The organism is Streptomyces sp. NPDC001903 (genome assembly GCF_042891345.1).
Classification (GTDB): Bacteria; Actinomycetota; Actinomycetes; order Streptomycetales; family Streptomycetaceae; genus Streptomyces.
The window spans coordinates 33,511-60,092 of the sequence record NZ_JBIASZ010000021.1; the positions used below are offsets into that span (position 1 = coordinate 33,511).

A 26,582-nucleotide genomic window follows, 5' to 3' on the forward strand; every position below is an offset into this window, starting at 1 on the left:
GACCCGACGAGCGACAACAACTGTTGTCCGATGCCCTCTACAGTGTGCGCTGCGCCTTCTGTTCAAGACGGCCGTCTCGGGAGGGGATTCGGAACATGACCGGCAAGACGAGGCCTGCGCGTGCGCGGAGGGTCTCCGCGTGGACGACCCGGCGGTGGCTCCGTGTCGGGGTCGCCGTGTCGCTGGCGGTTCTGGCCGTGCTCGGTGTGACCGGGGCGTGGGTGCTGGCGCGTACGGCGACGATCAGCGACGAGCTCGTGGACGTACGGTCTCCCGCACTGTCCACCGCGTTCCGCCTGGAATCGGCCCTCCTCAACCAGGAGACGGGCATCCGCGGCTACGGCCTCACCGGGACCCCGGAGTTCCTGGAGCCCTACCAGCGGGGCCTCAAGGATCAGGACACGTACGCCGCACAGCTCGCCCAACTCCTGGACGGCGACGCCCGCGCGCTCGGCGACCTGAAGACCGTCCAGGACGCGCTCTCCCGGTGGCAGGAGAGGATCGCCCGCCCCGTCGCCGCCTCACCGCCCGGGGCGCCTTCGCCCCTGGCCACCGAACGCGCGGCCGAGGCCAAGGCCGCGTTCGACACCCTGCGCCAGGCCATGGCCGGCCAGCAGGAGCGGTTGCGCGCGGAGCGGGCCCGGACCCGGGCCGACCTCGCCGCCACCATGAGGCTGCGGAACGGGCTGTTCGCGGCGATCGCGGCCGTGATCGCCCTCATGACCGGCCTGGTGTTCGAAGGACTGCGCCGCGGCATCACCCGGCCGCTGGAGCAGCTCGGGGCGGACGCCCGCACCGTCGCCGGCGGCGACTTCGGCCATCCCATCACCTCGGCCGGTCCGGCGGACCTGCGGCGCCTCAGCGGCGAGATCGACTTCATGCGCCGTCAGCTGGTGCGTGAGCTGGCCTTCAGCGAGGAAGCCCGGCGGCGCCTGGACGTGCAGACCGCCGACCTGCAGCGGTCCAACGCCGAGCTGGAGCAGTTCGCCTACGTCGCCTCCCACGACCTGCAGGAGCCGCTGCGCAAGGTCTCCAGCTTCACGCAGCTTCTCCAGCGGCGCTACGGAGGCCAGCTCGACGCGAAGGCGGACCAGTACATCGGCATCGCGGTCGACGGCGCCAACCGTATGCAGACCCTCATCAACGACCTTCTCGACTTCTCCCGGGTGGGCCGTGTCCACCACGATCCCGAAAAGATCGACCTCGACACGGTGTTGGAGCGGACCCTGGCCGCACTGAGCGTCGGCATCGAGGAGGCGGGCGCGTCGATCACGCACGATCCGCTGCCGGCCATCGTCGCCGATCCCACACAGATGGGCATGCTCTGGCAGAACCTGATCGGCAACGCGGTCAAGTTCCGCCGCCCCGACCGGGCACCGGAGATCCGTGTCACCGCTGTCCGGGACGGGGAGCTGTGGCGGTTCACGGTGACCGACAACGGGATCGGCATCGCTCCCGAGTACGCCGAGAAGGTATTCGTGATCTTCCAGCGGCTCCACACCAAGGACGTCTATCCCGGAAGCGGAATCGGCCTGGCGATGTGCAAGAAGATCGTCGAGTTCCACGGCGGCACCATCGCCGTCGACCCGGAATACCGGGACGGGACACGCATCAGCTTCACCCTCGCCTCCGACCCTCCCCCGGTCCCGTCGTCTTCGACCATCGCGGAAGCGACCCGGGCCACCCCGGAGCAGGCGCCATGACCGCGACCATTCCCCACATCGGCGACATCGCCACGAACGAACCGGTCTACCGCATCCTCCTCATAGAGGACGACGCAGCCGACGCCCTGCTCGTCGAGGAACTCCTTTACGACACCGAGCTGCGCTTCGAGCTCACCACGAGCACCTCGCTGGCCGAAGCCCGCTCGGAACTCGCGGCCCGTGCCGTCGACTGCATCCTCCTCGACCTCCACCTGCCCGACGTGTCGGGCACCGATGCGGTCACCACCGTCCGCACCATGGCCCCGCACACCGCGGTGATCGTGCTGACCGGCCTGTCGGAGAAGCAGGCCGGCTCCGAGGCGATGGCCGCCGGCGCCCAGGACTACCTGGTCAAGGGCAAGGTCGAGGCCGACCTGCTGCGCCGCACGGTCCGCTACGCCGTCTACCGGAGCCACGCCGAACGCGCGGCGGCCGAAGCCCGATCGGCCCGGCAGCGTGCGGAGGAGAACGCCCGTCTGGAACGCGGACTGCTGCCCCGTCCCCTCCTCGAGACCTCCACCGTCACGGTGACCACCCGCTACCTTCCCGGCGCGGAACGAGCCCTGCTCGGAGGCGACTTCCTGGACGTCGTCGAGGGCGACGAAGGCCTGCTGCACGCCGTCGTCGGTGACGTCAGCGGACACGGTCCCGACGCCGCCGCCCTCGGCGTCTGCCTGCGCATCGCCTGGCGCTCGCTCGTCCTGGCCGGCCACCACGGCACCGAACTGCTGCACCTCATGGAACGACTGCTGGTGGCGGAGCGCGGCACCCAGCCCCTCTTCGCCACCTGCACCCTGCTCACCCTCGACCAGAAGGCCTCCACGGCCACCCTCTACCTGGCGGGCCACCACGAACCCCTTCTCACCACCTCGGAGGAGACCCTGGAGGTGCCCGCCGAGCACGGCATCGCGCTCGGCATAGTCCCCGGCCACGGCGACTGGCCCGCCACGGTCGTCCCCCTCCCGGACGCCGGAGCGCTCACCCTCTACACCGACGGGCTCACGGAAGGGCACAACGGTGACGCCGGCGGCCGGCTCGGCATCGAGGGGCTTCTGCCGCTGATCAACACCACGCCGTCCCACGACCCCGCGGCGCACCTGGACAGCCTCATCCGCCAGACCAGAGCGCTCAACGCCGGAAGACACACAGACGACCTCGCGGTACTCCGTCTCGGCTGGGGTTACCGGTAGGTGCGGTGCTGCCGGGCGATCGAGGCATTCGAGGTGTTCGAGGCGCTTGACATCGAACACGGACATGAACCGCGTGGAGGAGACAGGTTGATCACGGAGTAGACGCTCCGAGGGTCTGGTCGGCCGTCTCGAAGCGGTGCTCCGTCGGCTTCAGCACTTCGTAGAGGTGGCCGAAGTAGTCCGTTTCCGCCGTTCGCGTGAGCACTGCCAGCAGGAACGCGGAGCATCCCGTGTCGTGGTGCTCCCAGAGCGGGCCGCGCCCCTCGTTGTAGAGCACGGTCCACTCGTCGGGATGCTGCCCGGGCCGCACCAGCCAGTACAGGAACGCCCCCGTCCCCTCCTCGAAGGCCCACGGCAGGACCCGCGCCCCGGTCTCCAGCAAGGCTGCGGGCTTCGCTTCGAACTCCCACAGGTCGGCCAGGATCTCGTCCCTCTCCGCGGTCTGCGCGTGCAGGTCGCAGTCGCTGTAGGCGGAGTCGGGGACGAGCAGCCAGACCGTTTCGTCGAAGACGCCGTCGCCGTACGTCTCGACGAGCTCCTTGTAGTCGGCGGGCAGGGCCGTACCCAGGACTCGCTCGGCCTTCGCCCAGTCCACCGCGGGAGGCGCATCGGCAGGCGGCGGGCAGAGCCGGGCGAGGGCATCAAGGACGATCATGGAACGGACGCTACCGGAATCCCCCGATCAGCTCACGCTCATCCCCCGCTCCGGCCACCCGCCCCGCTCCTCGTGCAGGGCGTAGAGCTTCCGTGATGCTTTCAGGAACGTGTGGTCAATCCGCGCGTCCTGGACGGTCGAAGTGCAGGACGCCTTGTCCACGGTCAGGCGCCGGTCGAAGTCGTCGGGGGCGTCACCGAACGCGTACTCCACGACCTCTTCGGTCTCCGCCACCTTCCGAAAATAGACGATTGCGGCCATCTTCCCTTCCTCTTCGAGACCTTCGTGCTTGGAGCGCGCGGCCATCAAGGCCGAGGCGCAGAACGGACCATGCGTGGGGGCACCGCCTACAGGGCGAGTTCGAGGTAGGAGGCGCGCTCGTCCTCACGGGCCGCGAGGGCCTTGCGCCATATGGCGAGGGCGAAGGGCGGAATCATGCTGGGCGAGATGTCCTCGGGCATGCAGAAACGGATCTCACCGATCTCCGACTCCTGGAGCGTGATGGCCTGTCGCTGCTCCGGGCTCAACTCGGGGCCGTCGAAGACGTAGAAGACGTGCGAGCCTTCCGCCCTGGTCACCCAGGCGGTCACGAGGAGGTCCCCGATCTCGACGTCCAGGCCGATTTCCTCACGGACCTCACGGCGCGCGGCGGCGGCGGGGAGTTCGCCCTCCTCGATGTGGCCGCCCGGCAGGTTCCACCGCTCCTTGTAGACCGGGTTGACGATGAGCACCCTGCCCTGTTCGTCCCGGACGATGGCGGCGGCGGACGCAGTGACACTCGCGCGGCCGACGGATGCGGTCATGAATGACTCCTCGGAGAAGAAACCTCTCCGGCAGAAGAGATCTCTGCCGGGATGCCCGCCTCACGGACCGCAGCCCGAACGCGCAAGCACACGTCCATGATCCGGCACGTACGCACGTACACACGGCCGCCCCGGCACGGGCCGTAGTCCGGGAAGGAGCCACAGGGCGAGCCGTGGCCGTTCCCACGGGTTCCACGAGCTCTACGGCCTCTACGAGGCCGGGGACTCGCGCGGGACCGGCGGCAGGCACGCGGAGCGGGTGTCGCCCTCCTCCGCGCGCGGCCAGTACCGTCCTTCGAGGGCCTCGGCACTGCGGTTGAGCCGGACCAGTACGTCCTCCAGCTCCCGCACTTCCTCGGGGGACCAGCCGGCCACCACCCGGGCCAGGCAGGAACGGTTGACCTCACGGTCTTCGGCGAGCCGGCGCCCGCCCTCGTCGGTGATGCGCAGCTTGCGGGCCATGCCGCCGTCCGGGTCCGCGACGCGCTCGGCCAGACCGCAGCGCAGCAGCGCGGCCGTCTGACGGTTCACGGTCGAGGTATCGAGCCCGAAGGCCTCCGCCAACTGCCCGATGGACATGGGGCCTTGTGTGTCGATCCGGCAGAGCAGCAGGTACGCCGAACGCTCCAGGCGTTCGGGGTCGCGCTCGCGCCGGGCCAGCACCTGGTGCCGCGAGAGCAGCATCAGCTCCCGCTCCAGTTTCTCCAGCACTGCGCCTCCCGCTCCTTCCGACGCTCCATTATCGCGGACCGGTGACCCCGGGGCCGCCGGACCCCCGCACGGCTCGGGCTGCGGACGGCACCGCACCACGACCGGGCAGTAATGTGCATGATACACAGCATGTGTACTATGCACTTCTCGTCGTCACCCCGACGAGCCACAGCCTCAACCCGGAGGACCCGCACATGACCGTCACCACGTCCACCGCCTCCCGCGCGGCCGAGATCCTGTCCCGGCCCGTCGAGCTGAACGGACTGACCGTCCCCAACCGCATCGCGATGGCGCCGATGACGCGGATGTTCTCCCCCGGCGGCGTACCCGGCGAGGACGTGCAGGCTTACTACGCCAGCCGCGCCGCCGCGGGTGTGGGCCTGATCGTCACCGAGGGCACCTACGTCGGCCACGACTCCGCCGGGCAGAGCGACCGGGTGCCGCGGTTCCACGGCGAGGACCAGCTGGCGGGCTGGGCGAAGGTCGCCGCGGCCGTGCACGAGGCGGGCGGCACGATCGTTCCCCAGCTGTGGCACATAGGCATGGTGCGCAAGCAGGGCGAGGCACCGTACGCCGACGCCCCCGCCGTCGGCCCCTCCGGCATCCGCGTCGACGGCACCGAGGGGACCGGCAAGGCCATGACCCGCGCCGACCTCGACGACGTCATCGGCGCCTTCGCCGACGCCGCCGCGGAGGCGGAGCGGATCGGCTTCGACGGCGTCGAACTGCACGGCGCCCACGGCTACCTGCTCGACCAGTTCCTGTGGGAGCGGACCAACCGCCGCACCGACGGCTACGGCGGCGACGCCGTGGCCCGTACGAAGTTCGCGGCGGAGGTCGTGGCCGCGGTCCGCGAGCGCGTCGCGGCCGACTTCCCGGTGATCTTCCGCTACTCGCAGTGGAAGCAGGAGGCCTACGACGCCCGGCTCGCGCAGACCCCGGAGGAGCTGGAGGCGATCCTGGCCCCGCTGGCGGCGGCGGGCGTCGACGCCTTCCACGCCTCCACCCGGCGCTACTGGCTCCCGGAGTTCGAGGGCTCGGACCTGAACCTTGCGGGCTGGACCAAGAAGCTCACCGGCCGCCCGACCATCACCGTCGGCTCGGTCGGCCTCGACGGCGACTTCATCCGCGCCTTCGCCGGCGAGGGTGCGGCCCTCGGGGACATCGACAACCTCCTGGACCGCATGGAACGCGACGAGTTCGACATGGTCGCCGTCGGCCGGGCACTGCTCCAGGACCCGCAGTGGGCGGCGAAGGTCCTCGGCAACCGCTTCGACGAGCTGCAGCCGTACGACGCGGCGGCGCTCAAGTCGCTCAGCCGGTAGCGGGCGGCGGCGCCCCCGCCACAGGGCGTCCGGCGTCCGTACGGCCTACTCCGCCGGGTGCGGGCGGACAGGGGCTTCGATACTGGCCGCCTGGACGCCCCGGCGGCGGGGCGCGGCGACGAAGGAGTGGCGACGTGAACCCACCGATGGCCGGGGAGAGTGGCTGCCAGCTGATGAAGCGCCTGGCGAAGGAGCTCAAGGCGAGCATCGCCAAGACCCAGGAGCACGCGTCCGAGGTCGCGAACAGGATCACCGAGCTGGAAGCGCAGGCGAATCCGGACCAGAGCCAGATCAGCGCCTTGAAGCAGACGCTGGAAGTGCTCAGGAAGAAGATCGAGGAGGAGCGCGCGTCGCTGTCGGAGCTGGAGGACGTGATCAGCGAGAACTGCTAGCGCGCGCCTCTTCGGCAGGCTGATCGATTGATCGCACATGCCTGTCCGATTGGTGACCACTGATGCGATGCGGGACCGGCGACGGCGTGCTGCACGAATCGTCCGCCCGCCCACGACGCTCAGCAGTTGTGGTGATGGTTCACTTGCCGGACAGCTCGTGGGACGGCCGGGAGGGGTACGTGGAAGAGCCAGGATTCCGTGTGCTGCTGACAGAAGCAGGAGACCGGAAAATGGAGGCAGTCCATGCGATACGGACGATCACCGGCCTCAGTCTCTGGAACAGCAGACTTCTCATCGCCGGCGCACCCGTAGAGATCACGGCGGCCGCCCGGCTCGATGCCCCGGATGAGGCGGCGGGGATCCTTGACGACGCGGGTGCCCGCACCATGCTGCTCTGCGATTGCTGCGGCCGCCCCATCAGACGGGGGGCCTTCCCCGTCAACTCAGCGCAGTGCACCGAACCATGGCCCCTTGAGGTCTGCTGGGCGAGTGGCTCACCCGCTGCAATCTGAGCTGGGCCCAGCTCGGTCTGAGAGACAGGGCTGGGTGCTTCCTTCAGCCCGCCGGATCATCCCTTGATGCGTGATGCTCACCGACGCCGCGCAGGCCCTTCCCCGCGCCGCGGCCCCGAGCCGGCCCGGCGCGCGCCGGACGCTGCCGGACGGGGCGGGTTTGGGGCCGCCGGGGCGGGCAGAAGCCGTGCGGGTGGAAGCCCGACAGGCGAGGAGAAGGATCATGGCAGCGAAACGGACCGTCTACCACGTCTCACCCTCCGGCGAGCGGGCGGCGGCCGCGGGAGTGAAGTGGCAGGTCGAGGGCAGGGAAGGACGTCGGCGGCTCCACGAGCCGCACCGCACTCAGCAGGAGGCCATCGACTCCGCGCGCCGCCACGCCAAGGAGCACACGCCCGCGCAGATCATGGTCCACGCGCGCGACGGGCACATCCGCACCGCATACACCTACGGAGACATCCTCGCGGTACCCCCCGCCGAGCGCGGCCGCAGGGCAGGAGAACCCGGAGGCGTCTTCTAGTCGAACGGGCCCCGCACGGGTGGCGTGCGGCCCGGGCGCTGTTTCGTGGCGGCGCCGCCGCGTGGCCGCGCCACGTGGCGCGGGACCGCGCCACGCATTGCCCGGCTACATGTGGGGCTGGCCGTAGTAGCGGCCGAACTGCTCCAGGTAGGTCGGCTCGCCGTCGTACTTGGACTCGTCGAACTCGGGGGCGTCCTTGATCTGGTCCTTGGTCCGGTCGACGTAGACCTTCTCCTCCACCGTGTCGATCATCTTGATCGTCCCGGCGGGCAGCAATACGTGCTTGCCGAAGATCCACACCCCGGTGTCCACGACGACGTGGGAGGCCCCGACGTCCTCGGAGTGCTTGCTGATCTTGCCGATGCTGCCGTCCGTGGCCTCGACCTTGTAGCCGACGATGTCGGTGCCGGGCTCATGGCCCGTGCCCGGACGGTATACCCAGATGTCGAACTCGGTCACAACAGACCCCTTTCCTCAAGAGCAGGCTCCTCACCCGCCGCCTTCCGGTCTTTGCCCTCCCTACGGGCGCGGTCGACGCGGTCCGGGTCGGCGGGCGGGCCACTGCCCGTGCCGGTCCGGGACGGGACTCCTGGCCGGCGGCCGTGTTCGTCCACCTCGGCGCCCTGATCAAGGAGCAGCTTCGGGCGCGGGTCCTCACGCGTGCCGGTCATCTTCACCCGGGCGCTCGGCCGGTCGGTGTTCATGGTCATGGTCATCACTGCTCCCCACACGTTCTGGGGCTGCCACTGCTCTCCACCAACATCGTCCGGCGCCTGGCCGACGCGCGTCAAGAAATACACGAAAATCAGCGCGTATGTACCGAGTGAACCCACGAGGGATACCTCACCCGGGTACGACGAGAGGTCCGCGCCTGCGGGGCCCGGCCGGCCGGAACCCGCCGCGCACCCCCTGGAGCCGAGGGGGGACGGCACCCGCACGGCGCAGGTCTCCCTGCCGCCGGCTGGGCCTCGGGCGGGTGCCGCCGCGCGGACGGCTCGGCCGCTCCCAGGTGACCACAGCACCTGACGTGCTAAAACGCACGCGGAACACACATGGGGCCGCGCCATTGGGGTAGACAGTGGCAAGGGGTGCGGCCTTGGCCATCAGGGCTGCGACGGAGGCCGCACCCCCGCACGCGATCTGCCGGGCTCGGTAGCATGCGACGCATGGCCATCAAACTCGAGAACGTCGGCATCGCCGTCCGCGACATCGAAGCGGCGATCTCCTTTTTCACCGATCTCGGCCTCACGGTCGTCGGCCGTGACACGGTCAGTGGCGAGTGGACCGACACCGCCGTCGGCCTTGATGGCAATCACGCCAAGATTGCGATGCTCCAGACGCCGGACGGCCACGGCCGCCTTGAGCTCTTCGAGTACATCCACCCCGAAGCGATCGAGTCGGAGCCCACTCGCCCCAACGAGATCGGCATGCATCGCGTCGCCTTTTCGGTCGACGACATCGACAAAGCCCTTGAGACGGCCGCGAAGCACGGATGCCATCCCCTGCGTGGCGTGGCGACCTACGAGGACGTGTACAAGCTCACGTACCTCCGCGGCCCCAGCGGCATCCTCGTGATGCTCGCCGAGGAACTGAAGAAGAACTGACGGCTGATCGGGGTCAATGAGCAGACGGACGGTTCACGACCGGGACGAGGGTCTCCGACGCCGCCGAGGCAAAGCCCTTGGGCGGCGCGCGGCGGTACGTGGCGGGGCCGTTCCGGCGGACGCGCAGCCCGGTCGTCGCGATGTCCAGAGCGGCAGTGGGTGAGTCCAGCGTCGATCGAACCGTCCGCGTGGTCGAGATGCCGCGCGTCCCCCACGACCGCCGCCAGACCCTGTTCGCGGGCCTGTCGTACGTGCCGCTCCACCTAGTCGACGACAAGAACCCGGTAGCCGCGGTCGGTGAGCCAGCGCGCATGCACTCCCGGGCCGCCGCCGACATCCAGCACGGACGCGGGCGAGGACGGCCTCCCGCACGACCGCCATGGAAATCCTCCGGCCGGGTCAGGCCGTGTGGCGTTGGCCCCACACCTCGGGGCCGCCCCCCTCCCACCGGACCGGCCCGTCCTCGGACAGGTCCACATCCTCCAGACCCGCCCGGCGCAGGAATTCCGACACGTCTGCGGGAGTGAAGGCCCGGCCAAGGTCCGCGTCCACGCCGAGCGCGTGCACGGTCACCTTGCGACCGCCTTGCGGCGACACGGGGTGGACAACGATCTCCGTCTGGTCCGTCATGCAACCAGAGTGCGGCGGGCCGTGCGGTACGGCATCCGGGGCTGCTCCGGTGCGCCGAACGGCGACGGAGTGGCGCCGGTCGCGTGTCGCGAGAGCAGGGCGGCCGCCGTCACCCTTGACGTCTTCTCAGAACTCCTGCAAGGGAAGGCGTTTGGGAGGAGGCAGTCCGGTTAGACGCGTGGATACAGGAAGCTGCCCCCGGCGGCGGGGGCGCTTCCGGAGCGGGCCCCGCCGCATGCCGCCATTCCCCCCGGCGTCATACGGCAGGCCCGCTCGCACGACGGACTGCCGCCCGGATCCGTACGGAACCCGGACGCCCCGGGTTCCCGGCCCCTCGCCGCCGGGAACCCGAGACCGCCCGGCGAACCCCCGACGACGGCGCTCATACCGCCGCCCCCGGGCAACGGACCCGACGGCAGCAGCCCGGCACGCACCCTCGTCGCCCCGCCGCGCGACACGGCAGCCGGCGGCAACCGCCGCAGCCCCCCCGGGGCCCACGGCCGCGAGGGCCTGTCGCCACAGCGGATCGGCTGTCAGACCTGCCTGGGATGCTCCGGGCATGGAAATGACAGTGCAGCTGACGATCGACTGCTCCGATCCGCAGAGAATGGTGGCTTTCTGGGCGGAGGCCCTGGGCTACGTGCCTGAGCCTGCGCCGGGCGGCTACGCCACGTGGCGTGCTTACTGGACGGCGATGGGGGTGCCCGAGGCAGAGCTGCCGGCCGGTGCCGGGGATGTCCCGGAGTCGATCATCGATCCCGCAGGTCGCGGACCGAGGGTGTGGTTCCAGCAGGTTCCGGAGCCGAAGGTCGCCAAGAACCGCTGGCACTTCGACCTGAAGGCCGGCGGGGGCCGTGACGTCCCACTGGACGTCCGCACACAGCGGGTCAAGGCCACGGTGGAACGGCTGGTCAAAGCCGGTGCCACCGTGCTGCGGATCAAGGACGAGCCGGACACGGGGTTCTACGCCACCGCCATGCAGGACCCCGAGGGCAACGAATTCGACGTCGTCTGAGGGTCGTTGCGAGGCAGCGCCGGCGTCCGGGGGGCACCTGAGCGTCTTCAGCCGGCCAGGGCGACGAGTCGTCGGTACTCCAGATGGTCCGCCTGCCTGGCCGTGACGTGGACATGAACATCGGCGAGGAGCTCCTTCAGGGCCGCATACGCCGCCGTGTACGTCTCCTCCTGCTCACCGGCGTCCGGCGGCATCCAGAAGATCAACAGCTGCACGTTCCGGCGCGTGCCCTCGGGACTGGCGAAGGCCAGCTCGTGGACGATCAACCGCGGGTCGTCCGCGGGCAGGGCCCCCACCAGCTCCTCGTGGGTCAGGTTTCCCTCGACATCGGGCACCAGGACACCCGGCACGTCCGCGTGGCGCAGGCTCACGGTGTTGATCTCTCGCCTCTCCCTCAGACGGTGCAGGGCATCAAGCGAGCTCTCCGAAAAGGCGGTCGGGCCGGTCACAGGGGTCTCCTCACGATGCGGTCAGGGACCGGGCAGTCCGGTGGCAAGCGAGCGTGCCGGCACCATGCTCCTGGCGGACGAACGGACGCGTTCATACGCTGCCCGATCGCTGGTGACCGCCGGTCGATGACAGGAGCACGGGCGCCCGACAGCCACGAAGAACAGGGGAACCGGCCCACGCATTTTCGCCCGGCGCGCATGCCCCGCGGCGCTGCAGGGCCGCGGGCCGGGCGGAGGTCACCCGCGTGGCCGCGACCGGCGCTTGCGGGGCGGGCTCCATGCCCGCCGCCTTCGGGCTCGCGCCGGCGCCGCTGCGCCGCATACGAAAGGGCCCCGACCTGTCCCGGGGGGGGTGGGAACAGGTCGGGGCGGCCCCAGCAGGCCGGGGGGGGAAGGCCGGCCAGGGCGATCAGGGGTGAGGTGCGGGAAGGGTGGTCGCCTCACGGCGGTGGGCACTGCGGGGCTTCAGCCGAACGATCTTCCCCACAGGCGGATGGTTGGGCCCGGGGACTTCATCCCTTCCCGCACCCACATTCAGTTGAACGGGCAACGGTTCACGTTTGTTCCCACGCTCACTCATCGGTTCTCGGAGTACCGACCCCGAGAGCGGAGGATCCTGCCGCGTGAGCGACAGACAGCCTTCTGCGCCCCCATCCCCGGTGTCGACCTCGCCGCCGTGCCCACCATAGGCCTCCCGTCACCGTACCGCCGTCCGCCGCGCCGTGGGCGTGGTTCCTGAACGACTCCGCCCGCGGGTGGTCCGCCCACGCGCGTGGCCGGATCACGCCGACCGTCCCCGCCTGCGCCGATGCCAGGGCATGGGGGGACCGGCGGTGGGGAACGGATCGTGATCGTCGTTGCCGCGCACCTGTACTCGTCCGGCAACCGGCGCTCGGAACCACGCACAGGGGGGAACGTCATGGTGTCGCACGCCACGGAGACCGTGGACGGGGGCGATGAATTCATCGCGAGGTCCGCGGCTCTGACCGGCTTCAGCGAGGAGGAGCTGCGAGGCACGGGAATGTCGGAGGAGTACCGGGCCGTCGTACGGGAACAGGTCGGGGCCGATCGCTACAGGTTCTTCCTCGAAGGGGAAGGTCTCCCAGACCAAGCAGCTGGGGGTCGTGGGTCGGCAGAGGGCCGCGCAGAGCTCGACGACGCCGTCATCCGCCTCTGGTATACGGGCAGTTGGCCCGGTCTCGACGGCACGGCACCCTTCACCGTGTCCGCCCGCGCCTACGCGGCGGGGCTCGTCTGGCGCGCCTTCGGCGGGAAGCCTCCGGGCGCGGGGTCCAGCGGCTTCGGCAGCTGGGCCGAGGCTCCCGGCGACGTCCCCGCAGGGGCCGGAGCCGCACAGTGAGCCCGGGGCCCCCGCAGGAGCGGGAGTACGACGTGATCGTCGTGGGGGGCGGCTTCGCCGGGACGCTGATGGCGCACCGCCTCGGTGAGCGCGGTCGGCGCGTGCTGGTCCTGGAGGCGGGGGTAGGGGCGGTCAACGCCGCGCAGGGCCATCGGCGCGCGCTGGACACCTACCTCGCCGCCTCGGCCAAGGTCCCGGGATCTCCCTACCCCGCGCCTCCGGCCGCGCCCCGGCCCGAGGTCACCGACCTGACCGGCACGGCGGGCGGGGGGTACCGGTCCGACGGCTATCTGATCCAGCGGGGCGAACTCCCCTACGCCAGCGGGTACGTGCGCACGAACGGCGGCACCGGCAACGTGTGGACCGGGCTGACTCCGCGGATGCACCCGGAGGACTTCCGTACCGACCTCTTCGACTACGGCCGCGCCTGGCCGATCGGCTACTCCGACCTGGAGCCGTACTACCGGGCCGCCGAGCGGGAGATCGGCGTCGCGGCCGACGCCGACGAGCAGCGCGCCCACGTCGGGCTGCCCCTGCCCGACGGCTACGTCTTCCCCATGCGCGCGCTGCCGCCCAGCCACTTGGACCGGCTGATGGCGGGGCGGCTGGACGGCCGGTACGTGAAGGACCCGGGCGCCGAGGAGCCGGTGGAGCTGCGGGTCGTAGGCACTCCGCATGCCCGCAACGGGGTTCCGAACCCTTCGTACGACGGCGGTGCCGGGTACGTCCCCGTGGGCGCCGAAGGGCGGTCCGACCCGCACAACCGCTGTGCCGGCCATGCCAGTTGCATCCCGGTCTGCCCCTCCCAGGCCAAGTACACACCGCTGAAGACCCAGGCGCGCTGGAGTCCCACGGTGAGGCTCGTCGACCGGGCGGTCGTGAGCCGGGTGCTCGTGGACGGCACCGGCCGCGCCACGGGTGTCGAGTACCTCTCGTACCAGGACCGGGACCGGGACAGTGACGGCAACGGCAACGTGGACGGGGTCACCCGGCACCGCGTCTGCGCGGACGTCGTCGTCCTGGCCGCCCACGCCGTGGAGAACGCCAAGCTGCTGCTGCTCTCCGGGCTCGCGAACCGCAGTGGACAGGTCGGCCGGAACCTGATGGACCACCCCGTGCTGCTCGCCTGGGGACTCATGCCGGAGCAGGCGGGCCCGTACCGGGGCCCCGGCTCCACCTCGGGCCTCGAGGGCTTCCGCTTCGGCCGGGCCCGCCGTCGACGGGCGCCGTTCCGCGTCGAGATCGGCAACTGGGGCTGGGTCTGGGCCACGGGAGGCCCGGAGGCGGACCTCGCAGCGCTCCTGGGGTCCGCCGGGCGACGGGGGCACGGCTTGCGCGGCGCCGCGCTGCGAGCATCCGTAAGGGAACGGGTCGGCAGGCAGTTCGCCCTGCAGTTCGAGATGGAACAGGGTGCGGATCCGGCCAACCGCATCACCCTCGATCCCCGTCACCGCGACGCGCTCGGCCTGCCGCGCCCCGTCGCCACCTACAACCTCTCCCCGCACGTCAGGGACGGCATCGCGGCGGCGAAAGAGGTATCCGACCAGATCTTCGCGCTGCTGGGCGCGGAGGACCACAGCGACTACGCACCCGGCCCCGGACAGCCGGGCCATTTCGTCCACCACGGCCGCTCCTACGCCTTCCGCGGGGCGGGGCACGGCGCCGGAACGCACATCATGGGCGACTCGCCCACGAACTCGGTCGTCGACGCGTGGCAGCACTGCTGGGACCACCCGGGGCTGTACGCGATCGGCTGCGGCAGCCTGCCCTCGGTCGCCACCTCCAACCCCACGCTGACGATGGCCGCGCTCGTCCTGCGCAGCGCCGAACGCGTCGAGGGCGAACTGGCCGAGCGAGACCGTCCCGTCGCCCTGCACCGCCGCACCGCACCCGCCACGACCACCACCGGAGACGCCGCGTGAGCCCGATGCCCCTGCCGCCCGTACCGGCCCCGTACCAACTCCCCTTCCACTACGGCGCCCTCCACAACCTCGGCGTGGACTTCCTGGTCGATCCCGCCCCTGCCCGGGACGTCCTCGCCAAGCACCATCCCGCCCTGAGGGTCGCGGAGTTCGGCGGACGGGCGCTGCTGTCGGTGAACTTCCAGCTGTACTTCGCCCAATACCAGTTCGGCGCGGGGATCACGCAGGAGGTCGAGGTGAACATCATCGCGTTCCCCGCGGACGCCGCCGACCGCCTGCCCGACCTGTCGTACGAGCAGTACGCCCAGGGCTACGACCAGACCAAACTCCTCGGCATCGCCCGCATCCACGTGCTGTGCGACAACCCGCTCGCCATCGACGCCGGCCGCAGGCTCTACGCCGAACCCAAGCACCCCGGATGGTTCGAGGCAGCCATGCCCTCGCTCAACGGACCCGCCGGGAACAGCTGGCACGTGGCCTGCAAGGCCGCCGGCATCACACCCGAGGGCGACATCGAACGCCACCCCACCAGCCTCTTCACCCTCACCGCCGATCTCACGGGCCTCACGGGTACCCCCGTGAACAACACCCCGATCACGGGCTACGGCACCGACGACGCCGGCCGCCCGCTGGCCGGCCCCATGAACGTCTACCAGCCCTACCTCTGGTACGCCCCCGCCGGCATCACGGCGGACCGGGCCGACCTGGCCGTCCTCGATCCCACCACCGATGTCGGCCAGGACCTGACGCTGCTGCTCGCCGGCGCGGCCCCGACGGGAGTCTGGACCTACCAGTCGCCCCCGGTCGCCGCCCACAACCGCCCCTACTACCTGCGGCACTGATCCGGGTGCGACCCACTCCTCGCAGCCGGGGCGGCGAGAGGGTTGGTCTGCGGGGGCCACGGAAGCGGGTAACGTCTTTGTCATGTTCTTCCAGAGGCCGATCTACGAGTGAGGGCGTGATGGGCCCCTGCTGACGTCCTTCGACGTCGCCGCCCGTCCCCCACCGATGAATCCGTAGATCACTTCACATCATTACCGGGAGATCCCGTGACCGTGAGCAAGAACATCAACAACCCCGTGGGCCAGGGGGGCGGCCAGCGCAAGAGGCTGTCCCGCGCCGAACGCCAGAACAACGGTCCCCACCGCAACCTCGACCGCCGGGGTGCGGCCGACCAGAAGGCGGAGCTGGTGCGCAAGATGCGCGAGAAGGCAGGCGCCGCCGAGGGCGCCGGGCAGACGGGCGACGACTCCGCCCAGAGCTGAGGCACCGCCGCCGCAAGGCGGCACCGCGCAGGAGCAGGGCCCGGACCGCGACACACGGTCCGGGCCCTGCTGCCGTACCGGGGTCACGGACACGCCCAGGCCCGTCCAGGCCCTCTTCCGGACCTCGGGAACTCCGCGCCGGCCCCACACGACTGCCTTCCCTGAGCTCATGGAGCCGCAATTCGTGAGCGAGACCTCGGATCAGGGAAAGTCGATGACCGAAGAAGAGCCCTCTGCAGTTCGGGTGCCGGCGGCGGTGGGGCGGTGGGCGCCTCCCCCGGCATTGGCCGCGTTCGTCGTGCTGCTCCTGGCGATGTTCGCCCTCGCGTACGGAGTCGGGGCGGCGGCCGGTCCCGTCGCGCCCGGCATGCACTCCTCCCGGACCGATCCGGGCCATCCGGGCAATCCCGGCCCGCACGGGAATGGCGATCCCGGCGGCACGGGCGGCGTGCACTCAGGGAGTGGGCGGTGACGGCCGAGGTGGCGGGCGTCACCCCGCTGACCACGGACCTCCTCGTCAGCGGCATGACCTGTGCGGCCTGCGTGAACCGGGTGGAGAAGCGTCTGGCCGGACTCAACGGGGTGACGGCCTCGGTGAACCTGGCCACCGGCAGGGCCAGAGTGAGCCACCCGCCGGAGGTCACCATCGACGAGCTCCTGGCAGCGGTCGTGCGCGCCGGCTACCAGGCCGAACCCGCATCCCCGCCCGAAGCACCGCCCACAGCCCCTCCGACCGGGCCCGCGGAGGACGACCACGCCCGCGAGGACCGCGAGCGGCTGCTGATCACCGCGCTGCTCTGCCTGCCGGTCCTCGTCCTGTCGATGGTGCCCGCGCTCCAGTTCCGCAACTGGCAGTGGCTGTGCCTCGTGCTCTCCGCCCCGGTGGTGGTCTGGAGCGCCTGGCCGTTCCACCTGAGGGCGGCCCGCGGTCTGCGGCACTCGGCGGCCACGATGGACACCCTCGTCTCCCTCGGCGTCCTCGCCTCGTTCCTCTGGTCCCTGTACGCCCTGTTCCTCGGCGGGGCCGGCGATCCGGGCATGCGGATGCCGTTCACCCTGCTCCCCTCGGCGGGAGGCGACGTCGCACACGTCTATCTGGAGGCGGCGGTCGGCGTCCCGCTCTTCGTCCTGACCGGCCGCTTCCTGGAGGCACGCGCCCGACGCGGCACCGGTGAGGCCCTGCGCGCTCTGGCGGGCCTGGCCGCCAAGGACGTGACCGTGCGGGAAGCCGGCGGGGAACGCCGGGTGCCGATCGAACAGCTGCGGCTGGGGCAGGAGTTCGTCGTGCGGCCCGGCGAACGGGTCGCCGCCGACGGCGTGGTGGTCTCGGGGAGTTCGGCCCTGGACCTCTCTCTGGTGACCGGGGAGAGCGATCCGGTCGAGGTGGGCCCGGGCCGAGCGGTGGTCGGCGCCGCCGTCAACGCGGGCGGGCTGCTGCTCGTACGCGCCACCGCGGTGGGCGCGGACACCCAGCTCGCCAGGATCACCCGTATGGTCACCGAGGCCCAGGCGGGGAAGGCCCGCGCCCAGCGCCTGGCGGACAGGGTGGCGGGCGTGTTCGTACCGGTCGTGCTCACCCTCGGGGTCACGGTCCTCGGCTTCTGGCTCGGCGCCGGGGCCGACCCGCAGGCGGCCGTCACCGCGTGCGTGGCGATCCTCGTCGTCGCCTGCCCCTGCGCCCTGGGTCTGGCGACCCCCACGGCTCTCCTGGCCGCGACCGGCCGGGGTACCCAACTCGGCGTCCTGGTCAGCGGGCCGCAGGCGCTGGAGGCCCTCCGCCACGTCGACGTGATCGTTCTGGACAAGACCGGCACCCTCACCACCGGACACATGTCGGTCGTACGGGTCACGGCGGTCGAGGGTGGCGTCGGCCGGGACGCGGCGGTCCGGCTGGCCGGGGCGGTGGAGCAGGGATCCGAGCACCCGCTGGGCCGCACGCTCGTCTCGTACGCGCGGCGACTGGTCCGCGAGGGCCCGCTGCCCGAGGTGGTCGGCTTCCTGGCGACCCCCGGACGCGGCGTCGCGGGTGAGGTGGAAGGCCACCGGGTGGAAGTACGTGTCCCTGGCGACGACCTGCCCGACCCGCTGGCGCGGGCGCTCGCCGAGGCGGAGGCCGCCGCGCTCACGCCGGTCCTGGTCCGGGTGGACGGGGCCGACGAAGCCCTCATCGCGCTGGGCGACGTCCTGCGGCCCGGCAGTTTCCGGGCCGTCGACCGACTGCGGCGGCTGGGCCTGGAACCGGTCCTGGCCACCGGCGACCGCGAGGCCACGGCTCGGGCCGTCGCCGCGGAGCTCGGCATCACCGCGGTTCACGCCCGCTGCACACCGCAGGAGAAGGCCGCGCTGGTGCGGGAGTTGAAGGGGCAGGGCCGTCGTGTGGCGGTGATCGGGGACGGTGTCAACGATGCGGCGGCGCTGGCGGAGGCCGACCTCGGCATTGCGATGGGAAGCGGGACGGATGTGGCCATCGGCGCCGCTGACGTGACGCTGGTACGGGGCGACATCGAGGCGGTCGCCGACGCCGTCCGCCTGGCCCGGCGCACGCTGGCGACGATCCGGCTCAACCTGGTCTGGGCGTTCGGCTACAACCTGGTGACCGTTCCACTGGCGGCCGTGGGGTGGCTGAACCCGATGGTCGCGGCGGCGGCGATGTCCGCGAGCTCGCTCCTTGTCGTGGCCAACAGCCTGCGCCTGCGTACCTGGCAGCCCTCACCCAAGCGCTCCGCAACCTCCATCCGAAAGGGCTCCCGCCGATGACCGCCTCCCCCGGCCGGACGACCTCCGAAGGCCGGCGGCCCGACCGCCGACGCCTGCGCGACGGGCTGCTCGCCGCGCTCGTTCCCGTCGTGGCCTGCCTGACGGCGCTCGTCGGCCTGACGGCGTGGACCAAGGCGGGTGCGGCCGGCAGTCCGGCCCGCATCGAGGTCGGCGTAGGGCTGGTCTTCCTGCCCTACGCCGACAAGGAGCGCACGGCCGCCTTCTTCACGATCGCCAACACGGGCGGAGCGGACGACCAACTGGTGGCCGTGACCTCGCCGGCTCTCGAGGAGGTGATGCTCGGTCGGCACCAGCGGGTGGGCGAGGGCGCCGACGCGATGGGCATGGTCACGTCCCTGGACATCCCGGCGGGCGGCCGCCTGACCATGACGCCGAGCTCCGTGGACGTGATGGCGACGGTGAAGACCCGATGGAAGGAGGGGGACGCCGTCCCCTTCGTCCTGCACTTCCGGCGCAGCGGACCCGTGGACGCGGTGGCGTTCGTGGTGCGGCCCGGCAGCTGAACGGGGCTGCCCGGCCGGCACCCGCGGCTCACGCGGCCGCGACGGAGTCCAGCTTGCCGGCCTTGGCGTCCGCGATGAGGGAGCCGAACTGATCGGCGCTCATCCGGACCTGCCGGCCGAAGTCGTCGGTGATCACGACCCGGCGGTCGGCAGGGGCCGCTTCGTCGATGAACAGCTGCGGGCATCCGCAGTCGCACTTGCCGCAGAACGTCGCCACGGGCTGCAGGGAACTGATGTCGGTCATTGCGCGCGCCTCTCTCCGTACGCGTCCGCCCGCAGAACGGCTTCTGCGTCCCGGACAACAGGGGAATGCCCGTTCGGTGTCGGCTGCAAGCTCCCGCTCGAAGCGCGGCGGAAGCACGGGGCGAGTCGCTCGTGCTTCCGCTGCTTCCACTGGTCATGAAGTGACGGAAACCAGAAGGGGTTTCCGTCCGACTACGTGAGAGAGCTCGCCGGACCATGGTGTCCGGCCCATCGCCATCCGCACCAGGAAGTGACGCAATGACGGAGCAGAAGTACCAGGTGACCGGCATGTCGTGTGGCCACTGTGCCGACCACATCACGAAGGGGGTGTCCGCGGTGCCGGGGGTGAGTCGCGTCGTCGTGGATCTCGGGGCGAACGCCGTCACGGTCGGCGGCGCATCGCTCGACGACGGTCTGATCCGTGAGGCGATCGTCGAGGCGGGCTACGGCCTGACCGACGCTCCCTGACCTCAGCGGAGAAGAGGTCGTCACCCGGCAGACGTCGGACCCGCACTTCGCACACCGCATCCGGGGTTCAGCCGACGGTGACGACCATCTTCCCGAGGGCTTCTCCGGCCTCCATGGCCCGATGGGCTTCGACGATCTCCTCGAACCGGAAGACCCGGGAGGGACGGGCCCGCAGGACACCGGCCTGGACCTTTGCGTACATCTCCTCCAGCGGTACGCCGGTGAGCGGGAACGCGGGGGTGCCCAGGACGAAGGCGCTGCCGAAGAAGCTGAGCCGGACTCCGCTGGGGAGGTCGGCGATCGGGTCGAAGTCGCGTACGGGCTCGAATCCGCCCAGGAAGCCGAGCTGGCAGACCCGGCCGCGCGGCCGGACCAGGGCCAGCGAGTCGCGCAGGACGCTGTTGCCGACGACGTCGAACACTGCGTCGACGCCGATCTCCCGCTCCGCGACCTGCGTGGCGAGCGCGCCGTCGTCGATGAGCACGTCGGCGGCGCCGAGCTCCTTCAACAAGGGCGCCCGCAGCGGGTCCCTCGTCGTGGCGAGGACGGTCGCGCCGTGGTCCACCGCCAGGTTGACGGCGGCCTGGCCGAGCGAGGAGGTCGCTCCCCTCACCAGGACGGTCTCGCCCGACCGCAGCTCCAGATTGCCGAACAGGCCGCTCCACGCCGTCGCGTACACCTCGGGGACCGCCGCGAGATCGGCCCAGCCCAGCGGGGAGCGGACGGCCACCACGTTGGTCGCCGGTACCGTGACCAGCTCCGCGTAGCTTCCGTTGCGGGTCCGGCCCATGCCGCCGAGAATCGCCACGACCCGGGTTCCGACGGCGAGTTCACCGGACGGGGCGGCCTCGACCACGCCGGCGCACTCGATCCCCGGTACGGCGGCGACCTTCCCCCAGGCACCGCTGCGCATGTAGGCCTCGGCGTGGTTGAGGCCGAACGCCGCGACCCGGATCAGCACTTCGCCGTCGGCGGGCACGGGGTCGGGCAGATCGGTGATCGTGAGCACCTCGGGTCCGCCGTGGGCGGAGATGACGATGGCCTTCATGTACCGACTCCATTCTTGAGCAGTTATTCAACTATTGGCGCGAAAGAAGGGCCACCGCGCACGGTGGCCCGTATGCCCCGCCGTCAGGCGAGTGCGAGGAAGGCGTTGTCGACGATCGCGCGCAGGAGCTTCTCGTCGGGATCGGCCTTCCCGACGACCATGAGCCCCTGGCAGGTGGCGACCAGGAGCTTGGCGCTCCCGGAACAGTCCAGCGAGGCGCGCACCTGCCCCCTGCGGGCGGCGTTCTCCAGCGCGTGGGTCATGCACCGCTCCAGCCGGGCCAGGTGTCCGCGCACGACGGCCGCCGCCTCGTCGTCCTCGGCGGCGTTCTCGATCGCCGTGTTGACGAGCAGGCAGCCCTGGCGGCCCTCGGGGCTGAGCAGATCGCGCACCAGCCCGTCGAAGTAACCGCGGACCTCGGCCAACGAGGCTCCGGGGGCCTCGAGTTCACCCAGCTTCTGGGGGACGACCAGCCGCGAGTAGCGCTCGAGCGACTTCAGGAAGAGCGCACGCTTGCCACCCGGGAAGGCGCTGTAGAGACTGCCGGGCTTGACTCCGGTCGCCTTCACCAGATCCTCGACGGACACGGCCCGGTACCCGCGCTCCCAGAATCGCAGCATGGCCACGTTCAGGACGGCGTCGGGCTCGAACTCTCGTGGTCTGGGCACGAGAAAAAAATACATGAGCGACCATTCAAGAACAAGCCTCGCCCGATTCGGGGGCGTTGTTCGCCCCGCCGCACCGGCACTCCCGCCGCCGCCGAGCCGGGTCCCGCGGTACCTCACTCTCGCCTCCTGCACCTGTCGCCGGTACGTGGGAGACGGCGCGGCCAGGGCGCGGTCCCGCGGCTTTGCCAGGCCTTTGCCGAAGTCGCGTCGGGCCGGGAGGTGCCGGGGAGCCTGGTTGCTCACGGACCCTCAGAGCGTGCACACTTGCGCGAATTCCGGCCGGGCGCAGCGTCGCACCCCACTGCCCACCTGCAAGGCATTCAGCGCGCCGGCCATCAGCAAGCCAACGGGAGCGAGTTTGAGCACATCGGCGACTGCCCGCCAGCAGGACCTCCACGACCTCAGCGACGCACAGCTCTGCGCGCTGCTCCGCGAGCGGGACTCGGGGTCGGGTGACGAAGTCAGCGACGTGATGGGCGAGGTGTTCTCCCGTCACCACGACGCCGTACTCGCCTACGCCCGCACCTGCTGCCGCGACCTGGCCACCGCCAGGGACCTCGCGGCCGAGGCCTTCGCCCGCACCTACCGGGCGGTCGCCTGGGGGGCCGGCCCCGAGTACGTCTGGCGGCCGTACCTGCTGACCTGCGTGCGCCGGGTGGCAACCGAATGGGCACGCCGAGGTGCCCGCACACAGCTGACGGACGACTTCGACACCTGGGCCGCCGGCCTGTCCGACGACCAGGACGTCGAGGGCGCCGCCCTGTTGGCGGAGGAGGGCTCGCTGGTCCTGCGGGCGTACCGGTCACTGCCGGAGCGCTGGCAGGCCGTACTGTGGCACGCGGTGGTCGAACACGAGCCCGCGGCCGAGACGGCCCGGCGCCTGGGGATTTCGGCAGGCGGCGTCGGTTCCCTGGCCGCGCGCGCCCGGGAGGGCCTGCGCGAGGCATACCTGCGCGCCCATCTCGACCAGAGCGCGAGTGACGAGTGCCGGCACTACGGCGGCCTCCTCGCCGCCGCGCTCCGCCGTCCGGGCAAGCGCATCACCCGGGACCTGGGACGGCACCTGCGGGAGTGCGAGGACTGCGGACGGGCCGAGCGTGATCTGCGAGCCGTCAACAGCCGCTTGGGCGCGCTGCTGCCGGCCGGAATCCTGCTGTGGCACCCCGGTTCCTCCGCGCTGTCCGCCGGCGTGCACGGCGCCCATCACGTGGCGGCGGGCAAGGTGGTGGGGCTCAAGCTGACCGCGGCGCGGTTCGGCGCGGGGAAGTGGACCGCGGCGGCGGCGGTCGCGGGTACGACGATGACCGCGTTCGTCCTGCTGCCGGCCGAGGACCGGCTCGAGCGAGCCGCACCGGCACCCGCGGTCGCGAGCCCGAGGCCGAGCGAGGAGCCGAACCCGTACCTGATTCCGTACCCGACGGACTCGGCGCCGCCGATCGTGTCCATCGGCGCCCCCATGTCGGCCACCGCCCCCTCACCGGCCCCGTTCACTGCGCCGCCGTCCTCCGCGTCGCCCTCTCCGACCTCCGCCGCCACCGGCCAGCCCTTGGTCAACACCGCCTCGGGACTGTGCGTCGGGTTCGCCGGCAGCGGTTCCGAGGGGCCGTTGCAGCTCCAGCCGTGCAACGGTGACGCGTCCCAGGGCTGGCAGCGCCTGCCGGCGGGCCGGGACACGTACCAGTTCCGGAACACGGGGACCGGTACCTGCCTCGACGGAACCACGGCCGGCGGGAACGTCGTCGACGTCGTCCTTCGCACCTGCCGCTCCGGCACCGGCCGCGAGACACAGCTCTGGAAGCCCGAGCAGGCCGGACGGTCCGGCGCTTTCCGGCTCTGGTTCGCGCCACGGGTCTCGAAGAGCGACTATGCCGACCACCTGCTGGGTCCGCGGAACTGGCCGAAGGCCGATCCTCGCCGCCAGGGTTCGGCCCTGGTGCAGCTGCCCAACTACTACAACTCCGTCAATTTCCTCTTCACCCTGGGATGAGCGCACGCGCGGTCCGGCGGCGCCGACAGGCCGGGATCACTGCGCGGCCTGGCCCTGGAAGGCGCGGCGGTAGGCGTTCGGGCTCGTACCGGTGATGCGCCGGAAGCGGTCCCGGAAGGCCGTCGGCGAGCCGAAGCCGACCTGGGAGGCGATCCGTTCGACCGGGTGGCCGGTGGTCTCCAGCAGGTACTGGGCCTGGCGGATCCGGGCGCGGTGCAGCCACTGCAGGGGCGAGGTGCCGGTCTGCTCGCGGAAGCGCCGGTTCAGGGTGCGCACGCTCATGCCGGCCCGCGCGGCGACCTCGTCGAGGGTGAGCTCGCGGCGGGCGTTGTCCTCCATCCAGCGCAGCAGCGGCTCCAGGGCCGATCCGCGCGGGGCGGGCGGGTGCTCGTGGACGATGAACTGCGCCTGCCCGCCGTCGCGTTCCAGCGGCATGACGGACAGCCTGGCCGCGTCCGCGGCCACGGCCGAGCCGTGGTCACGCCGGATGAGGTGGAGGCACAGGTCGAGTCCCGCGGCGGCTCCGGCCGAGGTCAGGAACTGCCCGTTGTCCACGTAGAGCACATCGGGGTCCACCTCGACCGCGGGGTACCGGGCGGCGAGCAGCGGGGCGGCCACCCAGTGGGTGGTGGCGCGCAGCCCGTCCAGCAGGCCCGTGGCGGCGAGCACGAAGGCGCCCGTACAGATCGACGCGATCCGGGTGCCCCGCCCGGCGGCCTCGCGCAGCGCCTCGAGCACCTCGGGCGGGACGGGCACGTCGGGGTCGGCCACGCCGGGCAGCACGATGGTGTCCGCCTCCGCGAGGGCCTGCAGCGGCCAGGGCGCCTTGAGGGTGAACGCGCCGGCGTCCACCTCGCCCGCGGCCGAGCAGACGCGGACGCGGTAGGCGGGGCGGCCGTCGGGCAGCCGGGTGCGTCCGAAGACCTCGATGGGGGTGGACAGGTCGAAGGCGATGACTCCGTCCAGCGCGAGGACGGCCACGGTATGCATGGCCCAACTCTAGGGCTGCCCCGTGTTCCGGCCAAGCCGAGAAAAGCCGCCGTCTCCTGCATCTGCCTCTTTCGAAGGCCCGTTGAACGGTTGATTTCCCGGCTGGCCAGAATCCGGTGGAAGTCGGCAATCCAGCCACTATTGATCATCATGGACGGTGACTAGCGTCGGCTCCGGCACCCCGCGTCGGGGTGTTCCGCCCCTGGAGAGGACCCCTGCCGATGCTCTGTCAGATCGTGCTGTTCGACGGCTTCGACCCGCTGGACGTCGTCGCCCCGTACGAGGTGCTGTACGCCGGCTCGATGGCCGCCCCGGGCATGCTGAGCGTCGAGCTGGTCTCGGCCGAGGGCCCGCGCGAGGTGCCCAGCGGCTCCGGGCTGCTCGCGCTGCGGGCGACCGCCCGGCTCGACCCCCGGCGAGCCGACCTGCTCCTGATTCCGGGAGCGGTGGGTCGGCTCGGCGCCCCGGACCCGTCGGACGCACCGCACGACGCGGGTGACCCGGACGCGACCGAGGTGCCGAACGCTCCGGGCGGCCAGGACTCCATCCCCGCGCTGCTGGCCCGTGCGATCACCACGGGGCTGCCGGCCCTGCTGAAGGAAGCCCTCGACCGGCCGGACTCGATCGTGGCCACCGTGTGCGGAGGTTCCGTCGTGCTCGCCATGGCCGGGCTGATCGAAGGCCGCCACGCCACCACCAACCGCCTGGGCCTCGACCTGCTGGACGCCACCGGAGTGGTCGCGGTCGACGCCCGCATCGTCGACGACGGCGACCTGGTCAGCGGCGCCGGCGTGACCTCCGGCCTGGACCTCGGCCTCTACCTGCTGGAGCGGGAACTGGGCCCGCGCATCGCGCACGCCGTGGAGCAGCTGTTCGCCCACGAGCGCCGGGGCACCGTCTGGCGCGCCACCGGCCCCGTCCCCGCCGCCTTCTGACCGCCGCCCCCCACCTCCCCCGGAAACGCCCTCCCGTGACGAAACTCCTCCTCGCCGTCCACGTCCTGGCGGCCATCATCACCATCGGCCCGGTCACCGTGGCCGCCGGCATGTTCCCGCCCGCAGTCCGCCGCGCCCTGGCCGCACCCGGCGACCCCACCCACCTCGCCACCGTCGGCACGCTGCACCGCATCTGCCGGGTCTACGCCGTGATCGCGGTCGCGGTACCGGTGTTCGGCCTCGCGACCGCCAACAGCCTCCACGTCCTGGGCAGCGCCTGGCTCATCACCTCGATCGCCCTCACGGTCCTGGCCGCCGCCGTGCTCGCTGCCCGCATCCTTCCCCGACAGAGCTCGGCCCTGGCCGCCCTCGACGGTCCTGCCGAGGCGCCCGAACCCGCGGCCGTCCAACGTCTCACCCGTCAACTCGGGATGTTCACAGGGGTGTTCAACCTGCTCTGGGCCGCGGTGACCATTCTGATGATCGTCCGTCCCGGATCCACCACAGGAGCCTGACCGTGCAGCCATCCAGCCGACTCCTGCGCGTCAGCGCCCCCGTAGAACTCCTCTCCCTGTTGGTGCTGCTGGCCAACGTCGCCGTACTGCACCTGCCCGCGGTCGCCTCGGCGATCGGCCCCCTCCACGGCTGCGCCTACCTGATCGCCATCATCTCGGCCGCCCGCGAGGCCGGTCCCGACCGGACCGCCGCGCTCCTCGCCGCGATCCCCGGCATCGGCGGCATGCTCGCCCTGCGCCGTCTGGCCGCGCCCGCGGACAGCTCTCCACGCTGACGGGGGTGTCGCTCGGCGCCGCGAGGCCGGTACCGGGTCGTGGGCGACATGAGCGGTTTGTTCTGGCTTCGCGCGGTACGACTTCCCATGATGGGGGCGGGCGGGGACTGCCCCGG

General features: G+C 71.5%; 32 protein-coding genes. 20 read left to right on the forward strand and 12 right to left on the reverse strand.

Translation table 11 applies throughout. The features are described 5' to 3' along the window. Positions 1 to 95 precede the first annotated feature (95 nt). Together ACFYZS_RS33805 and ACFYZS_RS33810 are read left to right on the forward strand one after the other, a co-directional pair. Complete coding sequence (locus ACFYZS_RS33805) at positions 96 to 1,703, forward strand: ATP-binding protein (RefSeq protein ID WP_389021185.1); 1,608 nt, start codon at positions 96 to 98, stop codon at positions 1,701 to 1,703. Then, positions 1,700 to 2,893: a PP2C family protein-serine/threonine phosphatase gene (locus tag ACFYZS_RS33810; protein ID WP_389021188.1), complete on the forward strand. Its 1,194-nt coding sequence runs from the start codon at positions 1,700 to 1,702 to the stop codon at positions 2,891 to 2,893. The genes ACFYZS_RS33805 and ACFYZS_RS33810 overlap by 4 nt, the downstream gene beginning before the upstream one ends. A gap of 91 nt (positions 2,894 to 2,984) precedes the next feature. On the opposite strand, the gene ACFYZS_RS33815 is transcribed toward ACFYZS_RS33810, so the two are convergent. The 4 genes from ACFYZS_RS33815 to ACFYZS_RS33830 form a co-directional block, all read right to left on the reverse strand. Beyond that, positions 2,985 to 3,548 (reverse strand): hypothetical protein, encoded by a 564-nt coding sequence (locus tag ACFYZS_RS33815; RefSeq protein WP_389021190.1) that lies wholly within the window; start codon positions 3,546 to 3,548, stop codon positions 2,985 to 2,987. 27 nt (positions 3,549 to 3,575) lie between these two features. Continuing rightward, positions 3,576 to 3,809, reverse strand: coding sequence for a hypothetical protein (locus ACFYZS_RS33820; RefSeq protein ID WP_389021193.1), 234 nt, complete (start codon positions 3,807 to 3,809; stop codon positions 3,576 to 3,578). 86 nt (positions 3,810 to 3,895) lie between these two features. Further along, on the reverse strand, positions 3,896 to 4,351 hold the full coding sequence (locus ACFYZS_RS33825; protein ID WP_389021195.1) for an NUDIX domain-containing protein: 456 nt from the start codon (positions 4,349 to 4,351) through the stop codon (positions 3,896 to 3,898). Positions 4,352 to 4,561: 210 nt separating this feature from the next. After that, on the reverse strand, positions 4,562 to 5,035 hold the full coding sequence (locus ACFYZS_RS33830; RefSeq protein ID WP_389021488.1) for a MarR family winged helix-turn-helix transcriptional regulator: 474 nt from the start codon (positions 5,033 to 5,035) through the stop codon (positions 4,562 to 4,564). Between the two features lie 221 nt (positions 5,036 to 5,256). On the opposite strand from ACFYZS_RS33830, the gene ACFYZS_RS33835 reads away from it, so the two are divergent. The 4 genes from ACFYZS_RS33835 to ACFYZS_RS33850 all read left to right on the forward strand — a co-directional run bounded on the left by ACFYZS_RS33835 (position 5,257) and on the right by ACFYZS_RS33850 (position 7,811). After that, positions 5,257 to 6,387, forward strand: coding sequence for an NADH:flavin oxidoreductase (locus ACFYZS_RS33835; protein ID WP_389021491.1), 1,131 nt, complete (start codon positions 5,257 to 5,259; stop codon positions 6,385 to 6,387). Positions 6,388 to 6,521: 134 nt separating this feature from the next. Beyond that, the gene (locus ACFYZS_RS33840) at positions 6,522 to 6,779 is read left to right on the forward strand and encodes a ferritin-like domain-containing protein (protein ID WP_389021198.1); all 258 of its coding nucleotides are present in this window, start codon (positions 6,522 to 6,524) and stop codon (positions 6,777 to 6,779) included. 134 nt (positions 6,780 to 6,913) lie between these two features. Further along, positions 6,914 to 7,291, forward strand: coding sequence for a ribosomal protein L7/L12 (locus ACFYZS_RS33845; protein ID WP_389021493.1), 378 nt, complete (start codon positions 6,914 to 6,916; stop codon positions 7,289 to 7,291). A 223-nt stretch (positions 7,292 to 7,514) separates the two neighbouring features. Further along, complete coding sequence (locus tag ACFYZS_RS33850; RefSeq protein ID WP_389021200.1) at positions 7,515 to 7,811, forward strand: DUF2188 domain-containing protein; 297 nt, start codon at positions 7,515 to 7,517, stop codon at positions 7,809 to 7,811. Positions 7,812 to 7,916: 105 nt separating this feature from the next. Here ACFYZS_RS33850 and ACFYZS_RS33855 read toward each other — a convergent pair whose 3' ends face one another. Continuing rightward, positions 7,917 to 8,270: a PRC-barrel domain-containing protein gene (locus ACFYZS_RS33855; protein ID WP_389021203.1), complete on the reverse strand. Its 354-nt coding sequence runs from the start codon at positions 8,268 to 8,270 to the stop codon at positions 7,917 to 7,919. After that, the gene (locus ACFYZS_RS33860; RefSeq protein WP_389021205.1) at positions 8,267 to 8,644 is read right to left on the reverse strand and encodes a hypothetical protein; all 378 of its coding nucleotides are present in this window, start codon (positions 8,642 to 8,644) and stop codon (positions 8,267 to 8,269) included. Before ACFYZS_RS33860 ends, ACFYZS_RS33855 begins: the two co-directional genes overlap by 4 nt. A gap of 333 nt (positions 8,645 to 8,977) precedes the next feature. On the opposite strand from ACFYZS_RS33860, the gene ACFYZS_RS33865 reads away from it, so the two are divergent. Then, positions 8,978 to 9,415, forward strand: coding sequence for a VOC family protein (locus ACFYZS_RS33865; protein ID WP_389021208.1), 438 nt, complete (start codon positions 8,978 to 8,980; stop codon positions 9,413 to 9,415). A 399-nt stretch (positions 9,416 to 9,814) separates the two neighbouring features. On the opposite strand, the gene ACFYZS_RS33870 is transcribed toward ACFYZS_RS33865, so the two are convergent. After that, the gene (locus tag ACFYZS_RS33870; RefSeq protein WP_389021211.1) at positions 9,815 to 10,045 is read right to left on the reverse strand and encodes a hypothetical protein; all 231 of its coding nucleotides are present in this window, start codon (positions 10,043 to 10,045) and stop codon (positions 9,815 to 9,817) included. A 559-nt stretch (positions 10,046 to 10,604) separates the two neighbouring features. Between ACFYZS_RS33870 and ACFYZS_RS33875 the strand changes: the two genes are divergently transcribed. Next, positions 10,605 to 11,060 carry a VOC family protein gene (locus tag ACFYZS_RS33875; protein ID WP_389021214.1) on the forward strand — a complete coding sequence of 152 codons (456 nt, stop codon included), beginning with the start codon at positions 10,605 to 10,607 and terminating at the stop codon, positions 11,058 to 11,060. A 47-nt stretch (positions 11,061 to 11,107) separates the two neighbouring features. Here the strand turns inward: ACFYZS_RS33875 and ACFYZS_RS33880 are convergent, their stop codons facing one another. Continuing rightward, on the reverse strand, positions 11,108 to 11,509 hold the full coding sequence (locus ACFYZS_RS33880; RefSeq protein WP_389021217.1) for a hypothetical protein: 402 nt from the start codon (positions 11,507 to 11,509) through the stop codon (positions 11,108 to 11,110). A 919-nt stretch (positions 11,510 to 12,428) separates the two neighbouring features. On the opposite strand from ACFYZS_RS33880, the gene ACFYZS_RS33885 reads away from it, so the two are divergent. The 7 genes from ACFYZS_RS33885 to ACFYZS_RS33915 all read left to right on the forward strand — a co-directional run bounded on the left by ACFYZS_RS33885 (position 12,429) and on the right by ACFYZS_RS33915 (position 19,337). Continuing rightward, positions 12,429 to 12,869, forward strand: a complete 441-nt coding sequence (locus tag ACFYZS_RS33885; RefSeq protein WP_389021219.1) for a hypothetical protein — start codon at positions 12,429 to 12,431, stop codon at positions 12,867 to 12,869. Further along, entirely contained in the window at positions 12,866 to 14,791 is a 1,926-nt protein-coding gene (locus tag ACFYZS_RS33890) for a GMC family oxidoreductase (RefSeq protein WP_389021222.1), read from the forward strand. Before ACFYZS_RS33885 ends, ACFYZS_RS33890 begins: the two co-directional genes overlap by 4 nt. A 5-nt stretch (positions 14,792 to 14,796) precedes the next feature. Then, positions 14,797 to 15,633 (forward strand): hypothetical protein, encoded by an 837-nt coding sequence (locus tag ACFYZS_RS33895; RefSeq protein WP_389021496.1) that lies wholly within the window; start codon positions 14,797 to 14,799, stop codon positions 15,631 to 15,633. Positions 15,634 to 15,840: 207 nt separating this feature from the next. Continuing rightward, positions 15,841 to 16,056, forward strand: a complete 216-nt coding sequence (locus ACFYZS_RS33900) for a DUF6243 family protein (RefSeq protein WP_389021225.1) — start codon at positions 15,841 to 15,843, stop codon at positions 16,054 to 16,056. Positions 16,057 to 16,270: 214 nt separating this feature from the next. Beyond that, positions 16,271 to 16,528 carry a hypothetical protein gene (locus tag ACFYZS_RS33905; RefSeq protein WP_389021228.1) on the forward strand — a complete coding sequence of 86 codons (258 nt, stop codon included), beginning with the start codon at positions 16,271 to 16,273 and terminating at the stop codon, positions 16,526 to 16,528. A 53-nt stretch (positions 16,529 to 16,581) separates the two neighbouring features. Further along, positions 16,582 to 18,813 carry a heavy metal translocating P-type ATPase gene (locus tag ACFYZS_RS33910; RefSeq protein WP_389021499.1) on the forward strand — a complete coding sequence of 744 codons (2,232 nt, stop codon included), beginning with the start codon at positions 16,582 to 16,584 and terminating at the stop codon, positions 18,811 to 18,813. Beyond that, positions 18,810 to 19,337, forward strand: a complete 528-nt coding sequence (locus ACFYZS_RS33915; protein WP_389021231.1) for a copper chaperone PCu(A)C — start codon at positions 18,810 to 18,812, stop codon at positions 19,335 to 19,337. The genes ACFYZS_RS33910 and ACFYZS_RS33915 overlap by 4 nt, the downstream gene beginning before the upstream one ends. A 28-nt stretch (positions 19,338 to 19,365) precedes the next feature. On the opposite strand, the gene ACFYZS_RS33920 is transcribed toward ACFYZS_RS33915, so the two are convergent. After that, positions 19,366 to 19,581 (reverse strand): hypothetical protein, encoded by a 216-nt coding sequence (locus tag ACFYZS_RS33920; RefSeq protein WP_389021234.1) that lies wholly within the window; start codon positions 19,579 to 19,581, stop codon positions 19,366 to 19,368. 257 nt (positions 19,582 to 19,838) lie between these two features. On the opposite strand from ACFYZS_RS33920, the gene ACFYZS_RS33925 reads away from it, so the two are divergent. Beyond that, positions 19,839 to 20,048, forward strand: coding sequence for a heavy-metal-associated domain-containing protein (locus ACFYZS_RS33925; protein WP_389021237.1), 210 nt, complete (start codon positions 19,839 to 19,841; stop codon positions 20,046 to 20,048). A 67-nt stretch (positions 20,049 to 20,115) separates the two neighbouring features. On the opposite strand, the gene ACFYZS_RS33930 is transcribed toward ACFYZS_RS33925, so the two are convergent. Together ACFYZS_RS33930 and ACFYZS_RS33935 are read right to left on the reverse strand one after the other, a co-directional pair. Further along, positions 20,116 to 21,096 (reverse strand): zinc-binding dehydrogenase, encoded by a 981-nt coding sequence (locus tag ACFYZS_RS33930; RefSeq protein ID WP_389021240.1) that lies wholly within the window; start codon positions 21,094 to 21,096, stop codon positions 20,116 to 20,118. A gap of 83 nt (positions 21,097 to 21,179) precedes the next feature. Then, positions 21,180 to 21,764: a TetR/AcrR family transcriptional regulator gene (locus ACFYZS_RS33935; protein WP_389021243.1), complete on the reverse strand. Its 585-nt coding sequence runs from the start codon at positions 21,762 to 21,764 to the stop codon at positions 21,180 to 21,182. Between the two features lie 358 nt (positions 21,765 to 22,122). Between ACFYZS_RS33935 and ACFYZS_RS33940 the strand changes: the two genes are divergently transcribed. Beyond that, the gene (locus ACFYZS_RS33940) at positions 22,123 to 23,751 is read left to right on the forward strand and encodes a sigma-70 family RNA polymerase sigma factor (RefSeq protein WP_389021246.1); all 1,629 of its coding nucleotides are present in this window, start codon (positions 22,123 to 22,125) and stop codon (positions 23,749 to 23,751) included. 36 nt (positions 23,752 to 23,787) lie between these two features. Here the strand turns inward: ACFYZS_RS33940 and ACFYZS_RS33945 are convergent, their stop codons facing one another. Then, positions 23,788 to 24,741 carry a GlxA family transcriptional regulator gene (locus tag ACFYZS_RS33945; RefSeq protein WP_389021249.1) on the reverse strand — a complete coding sequence of 318 codons (954 nt, stop codon included), beginning with the start codon at positions 24,739 to 24,741 and terminating at the stop codon, positions 23,788 to 23,790. Between the two features lie 221 nt (positions 24,742 to 24,962). Here ACFYZS_RS33945 and ACFYZS_RS33950 point away from each other — a divergent pair, with 221 nt between their 5' ends. The 3 genes from ACFYZS_RS33950 to ACFYZS_RS33960 are packed head-to-tail and all read left to right on the forward strand — an operon-like array spanning position 24,963 to position 26,466. Continuing rightward, positions 24,963 to 25,676 (forward strand): DJ-1/PfpI family protein, encoded by a 714-nt coding sequence (locus ACFYZS_RS33950; protein ID WP_389021252.1) that lies wholly within the window; start codon positions 24,963 to 24,965, stop codon positions 25,674 to 25,676. A gap of 35 nt (positions 25,677 to 25,711) precedes the next feature. Then, a complete protein-coding gene (locus ACFYZS_RS33955) occupies positions 25,712 to 26,191 on the forward strand; it encodes a hypothetical protein (protein ID WP_389021255.1) in 480 nt (159 codons plus the stop codon). 2 nt (positions 26,192 to 26,193) lie between these two features. Continuing rightward, positions 26,194 to 26,466: a DUF3817 domain-containing protein gene (locus tag ACFYZS_RS33960; protein ID WP_389021258.1), complete on the forward strand. Its 273-nt coding sequence runs from the start codon at positions 26,194 to 26,196 to the stop codon at positions 26,464 to 26,466. The last annotated feature ends 116 nt before the right edge of the window (positions 26,467 to 26,582 follow it).